The 17,651-nt window shown below is 74.7% G+C and carries 15 protein-coding genes; 4 read left to right on the plus strand and 11 right to left on the minus strand.

Going from position 1 to position 17,651, the window contains the following annotated elements:
* Window positions 1-10 precede the first annotated feature (10 nt).
* The 8 genes from J2S66_RS19850 to J2S66_RS19885 form a co-directional block, all read right to left on the minus strand.
* On the minus strand, window positions 11-712 hold the full coding sequence (locus tag J2S66_RS19850; RefSeq protein WP_310308670.1) for an anti-sigma factor family protein: 702 nt from the start codon (window positions 710-712) through the stop codon (window positions 11-13).
* Window positions 709-1,260 carry a sigma-70 family RNA polymerase sigma factor gene (locus tag J2S66_RS19855; protein ID WP_310308672.1) on the minus strand — a complete coding sequence of 184 codons (552 nt, stop codon included), beginning with the start codon at window positions 1,258-1,260 and terminating at the stop codon, window positions 709-711. The genes J2S66_RS19850 and J2S66_RS19855 overlap by 4 nt, the downstream gene beginning before the upstream one ends.
* A 78-nt stretch (window positions 1,261-1,338) precedes the next feature.
* Window positions 1,339-2,247, minus strand: a complete 909-nt coding sequence (locus J2S66_RS19860; RefSeq protein ID WP_310308673.1) for a DUF1996 domain-containing protein — start codon at window positions 2,245-2,247, stop codon at window positions 1,339-1,341.
* 92 nt (window positions 2,248-2,339) lie between these two features.
* Window positions 2,340-2,792: a hypothetical protein gene (locus J2S66_RS19865; protein WP_310308674.1), complete on the minus strand. Its 453-nt coding sequence runs from the start codon at window positions 2,790-2,792 to the stop codon at window positions 2,340-2,342.
* Between the two features lie 210 nt (window positions 2,793-3,002).
* Window positions 3,003-4,748 (minus strand): AMP-dependent synthetase/ligase, encoded by a 1,746-nt coding sequence (locus J2S66_RS19870; RefSeq protein WP_310308675.1) that lies wholly within the window; start codon window positions 4,746-4,748, stop codon window positions 3,003-3,005.
* 35 nt (window positions 4,749-4,783) lie between these two features.
* Window positions 4,784-6,931: a molybdopterin-dependent oxidoreductase gene (locus tag J2S66_RS19875; RefSeq protein WP_310308676.1), complete on the minus strand. Its 2,148-nt coding sequence runs from the start codon at window positions 6,929-6,931 to the stop codon at window positions 4,784-4,786.
* Between the two features lie 10 nt (window positions 6,932-6,941).
* Window positions 6,942-7,559: a zinc-binding dehydrogenase gene (locus J2S66_RS19880; RefSeq protein ID WP_310308677.1), complete on the minus strand. Its 618-nt coding sequence runs from the start codon at window positions 7,557-7,559 to the stop codon at window positions 6,942-6,944.
* Window positions 7,560-8,037: 478 nt separating this feature from the next.
* Window positions 8,038-10,827: an ATP-binding protein gene (locus J2S66_RS19885; RefSeq protein ID WP_310308678.1), complete on the minus strand. Its 2,790-nt coding sequence runs from the start codon at window positions 10,825-10,827 to the stop codon at window positions 8,038-8,040.
* A gap of 115 nt (window positions 10,828-10,942) precedes the next feature.
* Between J2S66_RS19885 and J2S66_RS19890 the strand changes: the two genes are divergently transcribed.
* Window positions 10,943-12,127 carry a serine hydrolase domain-containing protein gene (locus J2S66_RS19890; protein WP_310308679.1) on the plus strand — a complete coding sequence of 395 codons (1,185 nt, stop codon included), beginning with the start codon at window positions 10,943-10,945 and terminating at the stop codon, window positions 12,125-12,127.
* Window positions 12,128-12,140: 13 nt separating this feature from the next.
* The gene (locus J2S66_RS19895; protein ID WP_310308680.1) at window positions 12,141-12,617 is read left to right on the plus strand and encodes an SRPBCC family protein; all 477 of its coding nucleotides are present in this window, start codon (window positions 12,141-12,143) and stop codon (window positions 12,615-12,617) included.
* 84 nt (window positions 12,618-12,701) lie between these two features.
* On the opposite strand, the gene J2S66_RS19900 is transcribed toward J2S66_RS19895, so the two are convergent.
* Complete coding sequence (locus J2S66_RS19900) at window positions 12,702-13,334, minus strand: TetR/AcrR family transcriptional regulator (protein WP_310308681.1); 633 nt, start codon at window positions 13,332-13,334, stop codon at window positions 12,702-12,704.
* A gap of 150 nt (window positions 13,335-13,484) precedes the next feature.
* On the opposite strand from J2S66_RS19900, the gene J2S66_RS19905 reads away from it, so the two are divergent.
* Entirely contained in the window at window positions 13,485-14,468 is a 984-nt protein-coding gene (locus tag J2S66_RS19905; protein ID WP_310308682.1) for a PHP domain-containing protein, read from the plus strand.
* Window positions 14,469-14,502: 34 nt separating this feature from the next.
* Here J2S66_RS19905 and J2S66_RS19910 read toward each other — a convergent pair whose 3' ends face one another.
* Window positions 14,503-15,510 carry a radical SAM protein gene (locus J2S66_RS19910; RefSeq protein ID WP_310308683.1) on the minus strand — a complete coding sequence of 336 codons (1,008 nt, stop codon included), beginning with the start codon at window positions 15,508-15,510 and terminating at the stop codon, window positions 14,503-14,505.
* A gap of 333 nt (window positions 15,511-15,843) precedes the next feature.
* On the opposite strand from J2S66_RS19910, the gene J2S66_RS19915 reads away from it, so the two are divergent.
* Window positions 15,844-16,311, plus strand: a complete 468-nt coding sequence (locus tag J2S66_RS19915) for a hypothetical protein (RefSeq protein WP_310308684.1) — start codon at window positions 15,844-15,846, stop codon at window positions 16,309-16,311.
* 28 nt (window positions 16,312-16,339) lie between these two features.
* Here J2S66_RS19915 and J2S66_RS19920 read toward each other — a convergent pair whose 3' ends face one another.
* Window positions 16,340-17,632: an ABC transporter substrate-binding protein gene (locus tag J2S66_RS19920; RefSeq protein ID WP_310308685.1), complete on the minus strand. Its 1,293-nt coding sequence runs from the start codon at window positions 17,630-17,632 to the stop codon at window positions 16,340-16,342.
* Window positions 17,633-17,651: the final 19 nt, after the last annotated feature.

The raw sequence follows: 17,651 nt of genomic DNA on the forward strand, positions 1-17,651 counted from the left end.
GGCCCCTCCCCTAGACGGGCACGGTGACGATCTGCTCGCCGTCGAAGTTGCGCACCTCGACCGCCTGCACGTCCTCGGGCGCGATCAGCGCCGAACCATCCAGGTTCGTGCCGTCCTTCTCCCCTGCCGAGGAGACCAGCCAGCTGCCGGCCTCCTGCCTGCTGCCGTCCTTGGCCACGACGAACAGCCGGCACTTCTCGTTCTGCGCGATGCCCGCGACGGACGCGTTCACCCGCACCCACCCGGCGGCCGGTGTGACCTGCACGGTCATCCGCGCGCCGGTCTCCGGGTCGGTCGCCGTGCCGACCCTGGTGCCCGCGGGGGGCGCCGGCGGCTGACCGGTCTGCGCCACGCCGCCCGGGTCGGGCGCGGTGCCCCGGCCGACCGCGAAACCGCCGCCGAGCACGACCGCGGCCACGGCCGCCGCCGCCAGGCCCAGGCCGACCCGGCGCCGCCGCACCTGGCCGCCGCGTTCGGCCCGCACCTGCCGCAGCGTCCGCTGGAGCAGCAGGTCGCCACCCTCGGGCGGCCCGTCGAGCAGCGCCTCGGGCGGCACGTCGCCCATGGCCTCCTCCATCGCGCGCAGCTCGGCCAGTTCGGCGCGGCACGGTGCGCAGGTCGCCACGTGGTCGTCCACCGCGCGCACCTCCCGCTCGTCGAGCGCGCCCAGCACGTAGGCGCCGAGCAGTTGTGGAACGTGGTTCGTGGTCATCCGGCCACCCCCTTCAGCGCGACCTGTTGTCCGACGAACGTCTCTCTCAGGGCTCTCAGCGCGTAGTGCGATCTCGATTTCACCGTTCCGGGCGGCACGCCGAGCGCCTGGGCCGCCTCGGTCACGCTGCGGCCGCGGAAGTAGATCTCCATCAGCACGTCGCGGTGGTCGGGCGACAGCCTGTCCAGCGCTTCGAGCACCACCACGGAGTCCACCACGGAATCGGCGTGGTCGCGCTGGACGGGTTGCGCCGTCGGCGTCTCGGCCACCTCCTGGGGCCGGGCGGCCCTCGCCCTGATCCGGTCGGTGACGATGTTGCGCGTCACGGTGAGCAGCCAGCCGCGGACCGAGCCCTTGCCGTTGACCAGGGCGTCCGGGTGCCGCCAGGCGCGCACGAGGGTTTCCTGGACGACGTCCTCGGCGGCCGCCCGGTCCCCCGTCAGGCGCGTCGCGTACGCGAGCAGCGCCCGACCGTGCTCCTCGTACAGGGACCTGATCAACGCCTCGTCGGCCGCGGCCTCCCGTTTCCGGGACCACAGAGCCGCCATCCACCCACTCCTCTCGTCTTCCCCGTCGACACGGACACGGACCCGGGGTGGATTCGGTTCAACGGCGGCGGGGGTTTTCTACGAGCAGGTCCCGCCCGCGTTGAGGCAGGTCACGACCCGGTCCATCAGCGCGTCCGGCATGGCGTTGACGAACATGGCGTGGTCGGTCCGCGGGTCGCGGACCTGCTCGGGGAAGCTGTCGATCGCGAACGGCCGGCCCGCGGGCACGTCGTAGGCGACGCGGACGCGCAGCTTGGGCACCGGGAACGTGCCGGGCCGGCACACCCCGTTCGAGCCGGGGAAGTCGAGGTGCGCGCGGTGGCTGGGGCTGTCGGTGTTGCGGCCGTCCCAGCAGCCGGGGAACTCGAAGGTGCGCAGGACCCGGCTGCCCGGGTCGCACCCCGGGTAGCGGTCGGTGTGCCGGTCCTCGAAGCCGGTGCAGCTCCACCGGGCGTTGCCGCGGCCGCTGCTCAGCGCCGCGGGGTCGCCGGTGATGGCGCGCAGGAACGGCGGCATCGCCACGACCTTGCTGACGGGGTTGCCGGTGAACGTGATCACGACGCTCTCCGGGGGCACGACCTCGCCGGTGTTGCCGTGCGCGCCGCCGCCCCGCGCGTGCGCGTCGTGGCCGGTGGTGTCGGTGAGCCGCAGCACCGGCCAGTAGTAGGTGGACCGGTCGCCCGAGGGGCACGAGGTGGCGCCCGCGGCGAGGGACTCGTCGGTGGAGTGCGCGTCGGTGGTGAGGTTGCCGACGTACTCGTGGGTGTGGTGCGCGCCGAACGGTTGGCCGGGGGCGCTGACCACGTTGTCCGCGTTGAGGTGGCGTTCCCCGTTGCGCCCGCAGTCCAGGGTGAACGTGCCGGTGGAGGCGTCCCGGGTGGTGGTGACCTGCTCGTGGGCCACCGGTACCTCGTCGATGGGCACGGTGCGGCCGTCCGCGCAGCCCGTCGCCAGCACGAGGACGACGAGCGGGGGTAACCACCTCACGGGACCAGCTTATGGGTGTCCGGCCGGCCGTCGGCCGTGCGGGCAGCCGAATCCGGCGCCCCCGGCCGGGTGGGGGCGCGGGTCGCGGCGGTTCACCTCGCGGTGGCGGTGACCAGGGTCCGGCCGTCGGTGGTGACGACGCTGACGGCGGCCAGGTCGCGCGGGTCGACCACCACGGCCCCGGTGACGGAGGTGTCCTCGCCGCGGGAGGCCACCCAGCCGCCGGCGAGGTAGCGCCTGCCGGCGGTGTCGGTGACGACGAGTTCGCACCTCTCGCCCGGGTCGATGCCGTCCAGGTCGGCGCGCAGCCGCAACCAGCCGTCGGCGGGCGTGGCGGTGACGGTCATCCGGACCCCGTCCGCCGCGGTGGCGACCAGGACCCGTTCCCCCGGCACGCTGTGCTGGCCGAGGTAGACGCCGCCGGCGAGCACCGCGGCGGCGAGCGTGGTGCCCACCGCCGCGGTGACACCGCCGCGGCGCCGGTGGTCGCGCACCCGTTCGGCGCGGACCCGGCGCAGCGTGCGGTCCAGGATCGGATCGTGCATGTTCTCTCGTTCGGCTAGTGCTGCCCGGGACGTGCTCCGAGCGGCGACGGGTTGCGGCGGGTGTGCCGGGTGCGGCGGGGGTGGTGCATCGGCGGGACCTCTCGTGAACGGCGGAACACCCTGCACACGCGCCGGTCGCGAGTTCGGTTCACATCGCGGGCGGTGTTCTTCGGCGGCTCGCGGACCGGCGTGCGCGACGGCCGGTCCCCGTCAGGCGTACAGGCCCTCGTAGCGCGGTCCGTGGGCGGTGTGCACGACCGTGCGCTTGACCTTGAGCGTCGGCGTCAGCTCGCCCTCGTCCTGCGAGAGATCGCGGTCCAGGACGGTGAAGCGCTTGACCTGGGAGGCGGTGGAGAAGTGCGAGTTGGCCTCGTCCACGACCCCCTGGAGCAGGGCGCGCACCTCCGGGGTCCGCGCCAGGGTCGGCAGGTCGGTCGGCAGGCCCCGGTCCCGCGCCCACGGCACGATCTCGTCCTCGTCCAGGGTGAGCAGGGCGACGAGGTAGGGCTTGGTGTCGCCGTAGACCACGGCGTGCGAGACCCAGCGGGACTGGCGCAGCTGGTTCTCCACGTTGGCGGGCGCGATGTTCTTGCCGCCCGCGGTGATGATGATGTCCTTCTTGCGGCCGGTGATGGTGACGAAGCCGTCCTCGTCCACCTCGCCCAGGTCGCCGGTGCGCAGCCAGCCGTCGGTCAGCACCTCGGCGGTGGCGGCCGGGTTGTTCCAGTAGCCGGCGAAGACGTGCGGCCCCCGCATGAGGATCTCGCCGTCGTCGGCGATCCTCAGCTCCAGCCCGGCCATGCCGTACGTGCCGACGGAGCCCAGGCGGTGGTGGGCGAGGGTGTTGACGGTGCCCACGCCGGTCGACTCGCTCATGCCGTAGCCCTCCAGGACGGGCACGCCGGCGGCGGTGAAGAACTCCAGCACCTCCACCGAGATCGGCGCGGCGCCCGAGAGGGCCTGGCGCAGCCTGCCGCCGAACACCGCGCGGACGCGGGCGAACACCGGGTCGACCCGCTCGAACGCGGCGGCCAGGTCGGGCGGCAGCGGCTGCCCGGCGGCCTGGAGCTCCCGCACCGCCAGGCCGACCCGCACCGCTTGGCGCAGCTGGTCCTCCGGCACGCCCGCGGTGGCTACGGAGTAGATCTTCTCGAAGATCCGCGGCACGGACGGCAGGAACGTGGGCCGCACCTGCGCCAGCTCCGGCACCACCTCGGCGGTGTCGCCGCCGAAGAACGCGAGCGTGCTGCCCGTGTGGAGCGCCGAGAGCGCCACGATCTGCGCGAACACGTGCGCCAGCGGCAGGAACAGGTACACGACGTCCTCGGGCAGCGTGTAGGACAGCTCCTCGGTGAGCCGGCACATCGTGAGCCAGTTGCGGCTGGTCAGCACGCAGCCCTTGGGCGGGCCGGTGGTGCCCGAGGTGTAGATGACCAGCGTCGGGTCGTCGGGGCGCACCGCGGCGCGGCGGTCGTCCAGCTCGCCCGGCAGGGGGGACGTGCGGCCCCGCGAGCGCAGCTCGGCCAGCCCGCCGTCCTCGACGACCAGCACGTCGCGCAGGTCGGGCACCCGGTCGCGGACCGAGTCGACCTTGGCCCGCTGGGCGTGGTCCTCGGCGACGAGCAGCACCGCGCCGGAGTCGGCGATGATCCACGCGCACTCCTCGGGCGCGCTGGACGGGTAGATCGGCACCACGACGCCGCCCGCCGCGAGCACCGCCAGCTCGACCGCCAGCCACTCGGTGCTGGTCCGCCCCAGCACGCACACCCGGTCACCCGGCCGGACACCCAGGTGCACGAGCCCCGACGCCAGCTCCAGCACCTCCTCGGCGACCTCGGTGAACGTGACGTCGTGCCACGCGCCGTCGCGCCGGTGGCGCCACGCCACGCGGTCGTCGTGCCGGTGGGCGGCGACGAAGGGCAGGTCGGCGACGACGCGCGCCGCGGGTGCGGTCATGGCGGTGCTCCTCACTGGGCTGATCACTGGGCTGCTCACCGGGTAGTGCCGGTCACCGGGCGGTGGCGGTCACCGGCGGCGGGCTGGACGCGCACGCGGACGCCGTTGAGCACGGCGGTGCCGGACAAGGGGTCCAGGGCGAGGTCGTCGGTGAGCCGGTTGACGTTCACGCCGGGGTGCGCGGCGGCCACGGCGAGGCGGGTGCCGGGCCGGTCGTGGCCCCAGCCGTGCGGCAGGCTCACCACGCCCTCGGCCATGTCGGCGCTCACCTCGACGGTGGCCTCGACCTCGCCGACGCGGGAGGTGACGCGGGCCGTGCCGCCGTCGACGAGGCCGAGTTCGCGCGCGTCGGCGGGGTTCACCAGCAGCGTGCACAGGCGGCCTTTCACCAGGGCGGGCACGTTGTGCAGCCACGAGTTGTTGGTCCGCAGGTGGCGGCGGCCGACGAGGAGCAGGCCGTCGCGGGGTTCGGCCAGGGCCGCGAGGACGCGGGGCACGTCGTCGACGATGGGCCTCGGGCACAGCTCGATCCGTCCGGAGGGGGTGCGCAGGATCTCGGGCAGGCGGCTGGTGAGCGGGCCGAGGTCGAGGCCGTGCGGGTGGGCGAGCAGCTCCTCGACCGACAGCCCGTGGACGCCCTCGCGCAGGCGTGCGTCGAGCAGCTGCTCGTCCCGGGTGAGGTCCGCCGACGGGTCGGTGCCGGCGAGGGCGTCGAGGTCGGCGTCCGGGCCCAGGCCGGCGGCGATGGCGGTGAGCCGCAGCAGGACCTCGCCCTCGTCGAGCGCGCCGTCGGCGAGGGGCACGGCGGGCCGCGAGTACTTCGCGACGTTGCGCACGGCGAACGACAGGAACGCCAGGTCGTAGTGGGCGCGTTGGCCCGGCGGCGGTGGCGGCAGCACGACGTCGGCGTGCCGGGTCGTCTCGTTGAGGTACGGGTCGACCGAGACGACGAGTTCCAGGTCCGCCAGGGCCGCGTCGAGGCGGTCGGAGTTCGGGGCGGACAGCGCCGGGTTGCCCGCGACCGTGATCAGCGCCCGCACCCGGCCGGGACCGGGCGTCCCGATCTCGTCGGCGAGGGTGGCGACGGGGAACTCGCCCGCCACCTCGGGCAGGCCGCGCACCCGGCTGCGCCACCGGCCGGTGGTGAACCCCTTGCCGGTGCCCGTGCCGCGGCGGGTGTGCGCGGGCAGCGGGAACATCGCGCCGCCCGGCCGGTCCAGGTTGCCGGTGAGGACGTTGAGGACGTCCACGAGCCAGCTGGCGACCGTGCCGAACTCGACGGTGGTGGTGCCGATCCGGCCGTAGACGGCGGCGCGCGGTGCGGCGGCGAGCCGGTGCGCGAGGTCGCGCGTGAAGCGGGCCTCGACGCCGCACCGCCCGGCCACCGCCTCGGGGGTGAACGGGCGGGCCAGCTCGCGGACCTCGTCCACGCCGACCGTGTGCTCCCCGAGGTGTCCCAGGTCCACCAGGTTCGCCGCGAACAGCTCGTTGACGAGGGCGAAGAGCAGGAACACGTCGGTGCCGGGGCGGATCGGCACGTGCTGGTCGGCCGCGGCGGCGGTGCGGCTGCGGCGCGGGTCGACCACCACGAACGCCCCGCCGCGCCCGCGGAGCGCCTTGAGCCGGCCGGGCGCGTCGGGGACCGTCCACAGGCTGCCGTTGGAGGAGAACGGGTCCGCGCCGAGCAGCAGCAGGAAGTCCGTGCGGTCGACGTCCGGGACGGGGATGGTGTAGATGCCGCCGAACAGCAGGCCGCACGCCACGTGCTTGGGCATCTGGTCCACTGTGGACGCGGTGAACACGTTGCGGGTGCCCAGGGCCTTGCGCAGGCCCGGCGCGTACAGGCCGCCGGCGAGCGAGTGCACGGTCGGGTTGCCCAGGTAGAGGGCGACGGCGTCGCGGCCGTGCTCGGCGGTGATCGCGGTGAGGCGGCTGTCGACGTGGGCGAACGCCTCCCGCCACGACGCGGGCGCGAGTTCACCGTTCCGCTTGACCAGGGGCGTGCGCAGGCGGTCGGGGTCGGCGTCCAGCGCGCCCAGGGACGCGCCCTTCGGGCACAGGAACCCGCGGCTGAAGGTGTCCAGCCGGTCGCCGCGCACGGCCGTGATCCGGTCGCCGTCGATCGTCAGCTCCAGCCCGCACGTCGCCTCGCACAGCGGACAGGTGGTGTGAGCGGTGCGCATGCGCGTCCCCTTAGCGGTCGTCCCGTGTGGTGCCCTGCTCCCCGGCGCACGGCCGGAGCCGTCCCGCCGAGGTCAACCCGGTCAGCTCGCTCAGCGCGGCGGCCACCATCCCCGGCCGGGCCAGGCAGTCGTCGAGGCGGAACCCCGCGACGGCGCGCGACCCGAGGCCCACCGGGTCCACCGCGAACGGCTCACCGTGGCCGACCAGGCGCCCGAACGGGGCCAGCACGGCCAGCGCGTCCTCCACCGTGCCGCCGACCACGACGTCCACCGGCCCGCCGGCGAGCAGCCGCTCGCGCACGTCGGGCGCGGACGGGTCCACCGCGGCGTCCGCGCCGAGCCGCACGGCGAGCCGCCGCCGCGCCTGGGTGGGCGCGGTGGCGATCACCCGTCCCGCGCCGAAGCCCACCGCGAGCTGCACGACCAGCGCGCCGACCGGACCGGCCGCGTCGTGCACCACCACCGACTCACCCCGTCGCAGGTGGGCGCACGTGCGCAGCAGGTGCCAGGCCGTGACGCCGTACCGCGCCAGCGCCAACGCGGCCACGTCGTCGAGGTCGGCGGGCAGCGGGTGCGCGACACCGCCGACCACCAGCTCCCGCCGACCCGCGACCTCGACGACCTCCACACCCCCCAACCAACCCCGCCCACCCCCACCCGGCTAAGTCAGGACACCACAACAACTAAGCCGCGAGTCGTAAGTCCCGCCCGCGCGAGTCGTAAACCCAGGCCCCGCGAGTCGTAAGGCCAAGCCGGGCGAGTCGTACGTCCAGGCCCAGCGAGTCATGCACTCGCGAGTAGGAACTCGTGGGGCGCGAACTTACGACTCGCGCGGCCTGGGTTTACGACTCGCGCGGCCTGGGTTTACGACTCGCGCGGCCTGGGTTTACGACTCGCGCGGCCTGGGTTTACGACTCGCGCGGCCTGGGTTTACGACTCGCGCGGCCTGGGTTTACGACTCGCGCGGCCTGGGTTTACGACTCGCGCGGCCTGGGTTTACGACTCGCGCGGCCTGGGTTTACGACTCGCGCGGCCTGGGTTTACGACTCGCGCGGCCTGGGTTTACGACTCGCGCGGCCTGGGTTTACGACTCGCGCGGCCTGGGTTTACGACTCGCGGGGGGTGGGGTTACGACTCGCGGGTGGGGTGGTGTCCAGGGTTCTGGCCAGTTCCAGGCGGGAGGTGACGTTCAGCTTGGCGTAGATGCGGGAGAGGTAGACCTCGATCGTCCGGGGGCTGTAGTGCAGGGCCGCGGCGATGTCGCGGTTGCGCATGCCCTGCTGGACGAGGCGGGCCACGTTCGACTCGGCCTGGGTCAGCAGGCCCCGGGGCGCGGTCCGCGTCCGGGGGACCTTGGCACCCAGCTCCCGCAGGCGGGCGCCCGCCTGGCGGCGCAGGCCGTGCGCGCCCAGCCGGGAGAACGTGGCGTGCGCTTCCAGGAGGGCCGGGACGGCGGGGGCGTGCCGGCCCAGGGCGAGTTGGGCGCGGGCCCGTTCGAAGACCAGGCCGCCGGTCTCGGCTTCGCGGACCGCGTCACGGAGGAGGTCCGGGTCCCGGTGCACGAGGCCGCCGACCCGGCGCACCGCGGTCCGGGTCCAGGGGGACACGCGGTCGGCGGCCACGGACCGGAGGGTCGCCAGGGTGGCGCGGGCCTCGTCCACCAGGTCGTGGGTCAGGGACAGCTCGACCAGCCTGGCCAGGAGGACGCAGCTGTACGCGGACGCGCCGTCCGGGGCCACGGCGGCCGAGAGGGTCGCGCGGGCGGCGGTCGCGTCACCCCGGGCGGCCAGGTAGTCCGCCATGGCCAGGGCGTGCAGGCCGGCCATGTTGGGGCTGGTCGGCGGGGGCAGCCCGGCCAGGCGGGCGGCCACGTCCAGCTCGCCGCGCCACGTGCGCACCTCCAGTTCGATCGCGCGCAGGCCGTGCAGCATCATCAGCTCCTGCCGCGCCTCCAGCTCCGCGGCGGCCCGCCCGAGGCGTTCCAGGCAGGCGTCCCACTCGCCGCCGAACCAGTCGAGCGCCACGCCCGCCATCTCCAGCTCACCGCGGAACGCGTGGCCGCCGGTGCGCTCGCGCAGCTCCTCGGCCCGCCGCAGCCGCCACGACGCGTCGTGCACCAGTCCCGCGAGCGCCCCGGTCGAGGCGCCGACGGCCAGCGCCTGGAGCTCCAGCGCGGGCTGGTCGGCGGCACGCAGCGCCCGGTTGGCGTACTCGACGGTCTTGTCGTGCCGGAACAGCATCGAGGTGATGACGGCCAGCCGGTCGAACACCACGACCCCCTCGGCGGCCGACGCGACCGGCATGGCCTCGGTGCGCTCGGCCTCGGCCAGGGCGTCGGCGTGCCGCCCGGTGAAGACCAGCAGCAGCGCGCGCTGGGCGTGCAGCGCGGCGGGGGCGGCGCCGGCGGCCGACTCGGCGTCGGCCAGCTCGGCGTCGGCGAGCCGCAGCGCCTCGGCCAGCCTGCCCACGAGGAACAGGCAGCTGAGCACGACGACCGCGCACCGCGACCGCTCGGGTCCGGGTGGCAGGGCGTCCAGGGCGGCGAGACCGGGCGCCGCGGCGGCGGCCGGGCGGGACGCGTGGGCCAGTGCCCGGCACTGGGACGCGAGCAGCGCGCCGCGTTCGGGCGCGGCGACCGGCAGCAGCTCCAGGGCCCGCGCGCACAGCGCCGCCGCCGTCTCGGGGGCGGTCGCGCGGTTGGCGTCGGCGGCCCGCGCCATCACGCGGACCGCGCGCAGGTCGCCCGGCGGCGCGGACTCGGCGAGGTGCCAGGCCAGCTCCAGCTCGTCGGTCGACAGGCCGCGGTCGAGGTCGTCGAGCAGCCGGGCGCTGATGAGGCTGTGCAGGTGGCGGCGCTGCGCGGGCCCGATCTCCTGGTACAGGGCCTCGCCGACGAGGGCGTGCGAGAACCGGTAGCCGCGGTCCGCGTCGCGCACCACGATGTGCGCGCGCAGCAGCTCGTCGAACGCCGCCACCACGTCGTCCTCGGGCAGCGACGCGACCCGCGCGAGCAACCCGATGCGGTCCAGTCGCACCCGCCGGAACACCGACACGGCCCTGGCCACCGCACGCGTCCCCCGGTCGAGCGGGGCGACGCGGCGCAGCACCGCCTCGCGCCTGGTCAGCCGGATCGCGGTCGGCGACACGGTCAGCCGGGCCCGGTCGCCGTCGACCGCGACGAGGTCCAGCTCGCGCAGCGAGCGGGCGATCTCCACGGCGAAGAACGGGTTGCCGTCCGCGCGCCGGCACACCTCGTGCGCCAGTCCCTCGTCGACCGGCGTGCCCAGCACGGACTCCACGATCCGCGCCACCTCGCCGCCGCCGAGCGGCGCCAGTTCCAGCCGCACCACCTCGGCGTGCCGCTCCAGCCGGTCCAGCAGTTCGTCCACGCCGCCGTTGACGTGGTGCGAGCGGGTCGCGGCCAGCAGCACGAGCGGCGCGGCGGTGACCCGGCGCAGCACCACGGCGAGCATGGCCAGCGAGTCGTCGTCGGCCCGGTCGAGGTCGTCGAGGACCAGCGCGGCGGGCCGGTCGGCGGTGAGCGCGGCGAGGGCGCGGGCGACCAGTTCGCACGCCCGGCCGAACCAGCCCGCGTCCGGTTCGCCGGTCGGGGCCAGCGCCTCGGCGTCCCCCGCCGTCGCGGCGCACGACCGCAGGGCGGTGGCGACCGCCGCGTACGGGATGCGCCGGCTGACGTCGTCGGACTCGGCGGCCAGCACCGCGCAGCCCCGGTCGCGCAGCCCGTCCCGCGCTCGCGCCAGCAGGCTCGACTTGCCGATGCCCGGCTCCCCCGACACGACGACGGCGACCAGGCCGGCGGCGGGCACCCGGTCGACGGCCGCGGCCACGGCGGCCAGTTCGGTCTCCCTGCCGAAGAACTCGGGGGCAGAGGACAAGGACGGCCTCCCGTCGTTGGGGCTTCGTCACCCTACCGACTGAGGAATCCCTACTCACGTGTCGTGGCTCACGGTGGTGGCATGGTGTCCCACCACCGCAGCACCGGGAGGGTCGATGACGGTCCAGGGCACCTGCCACGAGGACTTCGCCGAGGTCCGCGCCGAGTTCGAGGCCAACTTCGCGCACCGGGGCGAGGAGGGCGCGGGCGTGCACGTGACCGTCGACGGGGAGACCGTGGTCGACCTGTGGGGCGGTGACGCGGGCGGTCGGCCGTGGCGCGAGGACACCCTCACGCACGTGTGGTCGTGCACCAAGGGCGCGACCGCGCTGTGCGCGCACGTGCTGGCCTCGCGCGGCGACCTCGACCTGGACGCGCCGGTGACCCGCTACTGGCCGGAGTTCGGCGGCGCGACGACGCTCGTGCGGGACCTGCTGGCGCACCGGGCGGGGTTGGCCGCGCTGCGCGAGCCGGCCGCGCCGGGCCTGCTGCGCGACTGGGCGGCGACGACCGCCGCGCTGGCCGCGCAGGAGCCGTTCTGGGAGCCGGGCACGCGGCACGGCTACCACGCGCTGACCTTCGGCCACCTGGTCGGCGAGGTCGTGCGGCGGGTCAGCGGGCTGGGCTTGGCGGAGTTCTTCGAGAAGGAGGTCTCCGGGCCGCTGGCGCTGGACTTCTGGCTGCGGCTGCCGGAGGACCTGGAGCCGCTCGTCGCGCCCACCCTGCCGCCGCCGCCCGGGTCGCCGGTGTCGAGCCTGTACCGGCGGGCGGTGGCGGAGCCGGGGTCGGTGCAGGCGCTGCTGCTGACGAACGACGGCGGGTACGCGGCATCGTCGAACACGCGGGAGGCGCGCGCCGCCGAGTACGGGTCCGTGGGCGGCATGGCGAACGCGCGGGGGTTGGCGCAGATGTACCGGCCGCTGGCGCTGGGCGGCGGGTACAACGGGGTGCGGCTGGTGGACGAGGCGCAGGTGGCGTCGATGTCGGCGGTGGAGTCGGCCGGGTTCGACGAGGTGCTGCTGGTGCCCACCCGGTTCTCGGCGGGTTTCATGAAGTCCGCGGGCAACGGCCACCTGCCGCCCGCCGACCGGGGTGTCGTGCTGGCGGAGGACGCGTTCGGCCACTCGGGCATGGGCGGGTCGCTGGGTTTCGCGTCGCCGGCGGCGCGCATGTCGTTCGGGTACGTGATGACGCGGATGGGGCCGGGCGTCGGCGTCAACGAGCGCGGACAGTCCCTTGTGGACGCCGTGTACCGCGCGCTGGGGCACCGGCTCGCACCGGGCGGCCCCTGGTTCCGCTGACTACGATGGCCGCGTGATCGAGGTGGTGCGCGGCAGGTGCGTGGCGGCGTCGCCGGAACGCGTGTGGCAGGTGGTGTCGCGCGCGTCGAGCACGGCGGCGTGGCTGGCCGACTGCGACCGGGTGGACGTCACCTCCGGCGCGGGGTGCGGGGAGCGGCGCACGCAGCACGGCCGGTGGGACGGCCACGTGTCCGAGGTCGACCAGGAGGTCGTGGAGTTCCGCCGGCCGACGGTGATCGCGTGGCGGCACGTCGCGGAGCGCCTCGACGGCCGCCCGGCGCCGCGCTTCGCCCTGCGCACCGAGTTCCGGGTGGAGCTGGCGGCCACCGCGGACGGGGGCACGGTCGTGCGGCTGCGGTTGCTCCAGGTGCCCGCCTCCGAGGTGCGGGGGCTGCTGCTCAGGGTGTTCGGCCGCCGCCGGGCGGCGTCGGCGATGGACGCCTCGCTGGACCGGCTGGTCGACCTCGTGGGACGCCCCGTGCCGCGCTGAGGGACCCTGCGCTGAGGGACCCCGCGCCGAGGACCCCGCGTTGGCGCCCCTGCGTCGGACCCCCTGCGTCGGACCCCTTGGGCGTCACCCGGCGATGCCGTAGACCGACCGCAGCCACACGCACGTGAGGGTGTCGACCAGCTCCCGGTCCTTGGCCGCGGAACGGCGGGCCCGCGAGCGCGCCAGGAACGCCTGCTCGTTCATCTGCACCAGGATCGTGGCCAGCGCGCGGGAGTCCGGTCCGGGCGGCGCGACGCCCGCGGCCCGCTCGATGTCGATCTGGTCGGCGGTGGAGTCGATGAAGCGCCGGGCCACCCCCGACCAGAACTCGCGCATCGACGGGTCCGTGTCGCGGGCGCGGACCGCGGCCCGCAGCACCGGGCCGTGCCGGCGCCACAGGGCGAGGCTCGCGCCCAGCGCCCGGCGGATCGAGTCCTCGGGCGGCTCGCTGCCGCGCCGCAGCCAGGAGGACGCGGACTCGTAGACGGCATCGAGGATCGCGCCGGACAGCGCGTGCAGCACGGCTTCGCGCGAGGCGAAGTGGAAGTAGAACGTCGACCGGGAGATGCCCGCGCCGGAGGCGAGCTCGTCGACCGCGATGTCGTCCAGGGAGCGCGTCTGCAACAGGCGCGAGGCGGTGTCCAGGATCGCCTGGGTGGTGAGGTCGCCCTTGCTGGGCCTGCGCCGCGACCCGACCGTGCCGGCACGTGGGGACATGGCGGACATCCTCTGGCGGCCGGCACGGCGGTCGCAAGGTGCGCGAGGGCACCGGTGCCAAGTCGAGAGCCGCCCGCCCGACCACCCGGTCATGGGGCCACCGCGGCCGTGCGGTTCGCGGTCGGCGCGCGGGAGCGGTAGAACTGGGCGGTGGACCCCCTCTGGGCATTGCGGCAGGTGGCGTTCCAGCTGGAGCGCGCGGGTGAACCCACGTACCGGGTCCGGGCGTTCCGCCGGGCCGCGGACGTCGTGGCGGGGCTCGCCGACGGCGAGCTGGAGCGGCGTGCCGCGAACGGGACGCTGACCGACCTGCCGGGCATCGGCAAGTCCACCGCCGGCGTGATCACCGACGCCCTCGCCGGGCGGGAGCCGTCCTACCTGGCCAGGGGGCGCGAACCCGTCGTCGGCGGCCAGGCGTTGCGGGCGCTGCTCAAGGGCGACTGCCACACCCACTCCGACTGGTCGGACGGCGGCAGCCCGATCCGGGAGATGGCCGAGGCGGCCCGCGACCTCGGGCACTCGTGGGTCGCGCTGACCGACCACTCGCCGCGCCTCACCGTCGCCAACGGGCTGTCCGCCGACCGGTTGCGCCGACAGCTGGACGCGGTGGCGGCGGTGAACGAGGAGCTGGCGCCGTTCCGCGTCCTGACCGGCATCGAGGTCGACATCCTCGACGACGGCGCGCTCGACCAGCACGAGGACCTGTTGGCGCGGTTGGACGTCGTGGTCGCCGGCGTCCACTCGAAGCTGCGGATGCCCGGTCCCGCGATGACGCGCCGGCTGGTCGAGGCGGTGTCCCACCCGCACGTCGACGTGCTGGGCCACTGCACGGGGCGGCTGGTCACCGGCAAGGGGCGGCCGGAGTCCGAGTTCGACGCGGAGGCGGTGTTCGACGCGTGCGTGGAGGGCGGCACGGCGGTGGAGGTCAACTCGCGGCCGGAGCGCCGCGACCCGCCGGGCAGGCTGCTGCGGCTGGCGGTGGCGATGGGCTGCTCGTTCGCGATCGACAGCGACGCCCACGCGCCGGGCCAGCTCGACTGGCTGTCGTACGGCTGCGAGCGGGCCGAGGAGTGCGGTGTCACGCCGGACCGGGTGATCAACACCCTGGACGTGGACGAGTTCCTGGCCCGCTGACGTCCCGGTGCCGGCGTCCCCGGCGGAGGAGCGTTCAGCGGCCGGCGGTGGCGGAGCGCCGCACGCGGGAGGCGCGCAGCAGGTGGCCGTACCACGGCACGAGCGGTCCGGTGCGGCTGTCGACCAGGCGCTGCCACGTGGCGCGGCACAGCCCCAGGAACGGCGCAGGGTCCCACTCGGCGGCCAGCGCGGCGAGCGGCCGGTCGCCGACGTTGCCCAGGGCGTAGCGGCGGTCGAAGCCGTAGGACACCGGCACCGCCGCGCCGTTGGCCTCGACCACCAGCGGCGTCAGCCAGCGGCCCAGTGGCAGCGGGTCGTCGACGGGTGCGGCCATGAACGCCTCCGGGCTGCGGGCCAGCATGGTGCGCGGCACGGCGTCCAGCTGCACCGCCATGCCGTGCTCCTCGGCGATGCGGCCCAGTTCGACCGCCGCGTAGGCGAGTTCGACGGCGTCGGGCCGCTCCCCCGCCATCAGGCGGTTGGCCGCGCCCTCGGGTTCGAGCGGGTGCACCTGGAGCAGCAGCGCGCCGGCCCCGTGCGCGGCGAGCGCCACGTCGCCCAGCTGGGTGGCGTTGCCCTGGGTGAGGGTCGTGATCACGCCGACCGGGATGCCCGCCTCGGTGAGCCTGCGGATGCCCGTCAACGCCTTCTCGAACGCGCCCGGCTGGTCGCGGATGCGGTCGTGCGTGGCGCGGTCGCCGTCCAGGGACACGGCGACGAGGTCCACGGCCCCGCGCACCAGCCCGATCCGGCGCTGCGTGAGCGCGACCGCGTTCGTGGTGACCGTGGTGCGCATCCCGGCGTCGCGGGCGGCGCGCAGCAGGGCGGGCAGCTCGGGGTAGAGGAACGGTTCGCCGCCCGACACGTTGAGCACGTCGTAGCCGAGCAGGGCGGCGTCCCGCACGACCCGCGAGAGCACGCCGATCGGCACGGACTCGGTGACGTCCGGCCCGGAGCTGGAGTAGCAGTGCAGGCAGCGCAGGTTGCAGAGCCTGGTCGGGTGCACCTGGAGCACCGCCCGACCGCCCGTGTGCCCCGCCATGCCGCCCTCCCGCGTCCCGGATACCCATATGGAGGACCGAGCGGCCGCGCTGATACGTCCATCCGTCACCGAAGGACCCCTGGACGGGAGGAGCCCTGGACGGGAGGAGCCCGGAGTCCCGCGCCGGACGGGTGCCGCGATGGTGCGGCAATTGCGGAATTCCGAATGTGCGATCCGGGTCGATCTCGATTGGCGCGGTGCTGTGGTGCCGCATCGCGCACCGGGGTCCGGTGCGTCGCGCGAGTCCCATTCACGTCTTATGCCTGAAAGGGATTCCTCCCCGTGGACGGTCGGGACTTACGGACAGCACGCCCGCGCAGGACCCGGACGGCGGTGGGACTGGCGGCCGCAGGCGTGGCGGTCCTCGCGGCCGGGGTGGTGATCGGCCGGTGGGACGCGTGGTCGCCGTCCCCGCGGGCAGCATCCCTGCCGGCCACCTCGGCGCCGGCCGCGGGGCCGGGCGCCATCCGACTGGCCGACCTGGAGCCGGTCGGCAGCACCTCCGTCGACGAGGCGTACGCGGAAAGCCCGTGGCAGGTCGCGGCGGCGCGGGTGAGCGGGGTGGAGCACCGCGAATCGATTTCCGCGAGCGGCGCGTGGTGTTCCTCGGCGCGATTGGAGTTCGCGGTCGAGGGCGAATACGAACGGCTCACTGCGCGGGTCGCCATCGCGGACGATTCGCAGCTCACCAAGGCGCTCGACTTCCACGTGCCGGCCGACGGCGGCGGCTGCCCCGGTCCGGAGCGCGTCGGCGTGTGGGTGGGCCCGTCGTTGACGAAGGCCGGCCCGGCGTCGGGGTGACGCCGGGCCGGCCTTGGTCGACGGGTGGTTACTGGTAGCAGGGCTTGTCGAACGTGAAGTCCTTCGCCGACGGGCCGGTGAAGAAGTCCTCCACCAGGCCGACGCCGGTGGCCGCCTGCTCGTCCGGCTTGTAGATCAGCGTCTGCCGGAACGTCGACTCGTCCGGCGTGCCGGTGAACTTGCCCGCGCCGGTCGGCAGCATGCCCTCGTAGTCCACGGACTCCAGCTGCCGCACGGCGTTCAGCACGCCCGCGCGGGTCAGGTCCTTGTTCTCGGCGGCCTTCTGCAGCGCCGCCTTCAACGGGTACGCCCACACCCAGCCCGCGGTGTAGCCGTCGTTCGGCGTGACCGACGGCAGGGCCTCGCGCAGCGCCTTGTGGCCCGGCGTGTCGGTCGCCCAGGACTTCCACGGCGCGGACTGGAGGTACAGCGCCTTGATCGCGGGCGCGGCCGGGCTCTGCATCAGGCCCATGTTCCAGGTGGGCGAGGTGCCGATGAACTTGCCCTTGAAGCCGCGCGCCGCGGTCTGGCCGATGATCACGGCCGCGTCGGTCGGCCCGGTGGTCAGGATGACCACGTCCGGCTGGTTGGCCAGCACGGCGTCGATCGCGCCGCCCTGGTTGTCCTGGCCGGTCTGGGTGACCGCGTCGGCGAACTGCACGCCCCGCTTCTCCGCCGCGATCTTCGCGCCCGCCGCGGCGTCGTCGCCGTAGTCACCGGGCAGGTGCACGGCCATGACCTTCTTCGCGCCCAGCTCGTCGACCGCGTAGTCGACGGAGTTCATCGACTCGACGCAGTAGTTCGCGCCGGACTCCAGCACGACTTCCTCGTGGCCCCAGAGCGACGTCCACGACGCGGGCACGCTCACCATCTGCGAGTTCTCCAGGTCGGGGAGGATCGCGGCGGTCGTGGGCGAGCCGAGGGTCTGGGTGAGGGCCAGGATCTTGCCCTTCATCTCCTGGTACACCTGGTTCTGGATCTGCGGGTTGTACTTGTTGTCCGCCACGTACGTGGTGACGTCCACGTCGTAGCCGCCGATGCCGCCCTGGTCGTTGACGCGCTTCCAGAACGCCTTCTGCGACTCGGTGATCGGCACGGCCAGGGTCTTGAACGGCCCCTCGGTGAGGTCGGAGATCGTGCCGAGGTAGATGCAGCCGCGGTCGGCGTGACCGGTGTCCTCGCAGGGCTCGGACGTCACCCCGAAGTCGACCTTGATGCCGCCCTTGCCCTCGACCGCCTCCCCGCCGTCACCACCCCGGCAGGCCACCGAGGCCAGTGCCACCACGGACAACAGCGCGAGCACCGCTCTGTGCCTTGCCATCCCATCTCCATCCTTGGTA

This window comes from Saccharothrix longispora (genome assembly GCF_031455225.1).
GTDB lineage: Bacteria > Actinomycetota > Actinomycetes > Mycobacteriales > Pseudonocardiaceae > Actinosynnema > Actinosynnema longispora.

Coding starts and splice junctions, on each gene's coding strand:
- J2S66_RS19850 (WP_310308670.1), bottom strand. CDS start 712: ATGACCACGAACCACGTTCCACAACTGCTCGGCGCCTACGTGCTGGGC.
- J2S66_RS19855 (WP_310308672.1), bottom strand. CDS start 1,260: ATGGCGGCTCTGTGGTCCCGGAAACGGGAGGCCGCGGCCGACGAGGCG.
- J2S66_RS19865 (WP_310308674.1), bottom strand. CDS start 2,792: ATGCACGATCCGATCCTGGACCGCACGCTGCGCCGGGTCCGCGCCGAA.
- J2S66_RS19870 (WP_310308675.1), bottom strand. CDS start 4,748: ATGACCGCACCCGCGGCGCGCGTCGTCGCCGACCTGCCCTTCGTCGCC.
- J2S66_RS19875 (WP_310308676.1), bottom strand. CDS start 6,931: ATGCGCACCGCTCACACCACCTGTCCGCTGTGCGAGGCGACGTGCGGG.
- J2S66_RS19890 (WP_310308679.1), top strand. CDS start 10,943: ATGACGGTCCAGGGCACCTGCCACGAGGACTTCGCCGAGGTCCGCGCC.
- J2S66_RS19900 (WP_310308681.1), bottom strand. CDS start 13,334: ATGTCCCCACGTGCCGGCACGGTCGGGTCGCGGCGCAGGCCCAGCAAG.
- J2S66_RS19910 (WP_310308683.1), bottom strand. CDS start 15,510: ATGGCGGGGCACACGGGCGGTCGGGCGGTGCTCCAGGTGCACCCGACC.
- J2S66_RS19920 (WP_310308685.1), bottom strand. CDS start 17,632: ATGGCAAGGCACAGAGCGGTGCTCGCGCTGTTGTCCGTGGTGGCACTG.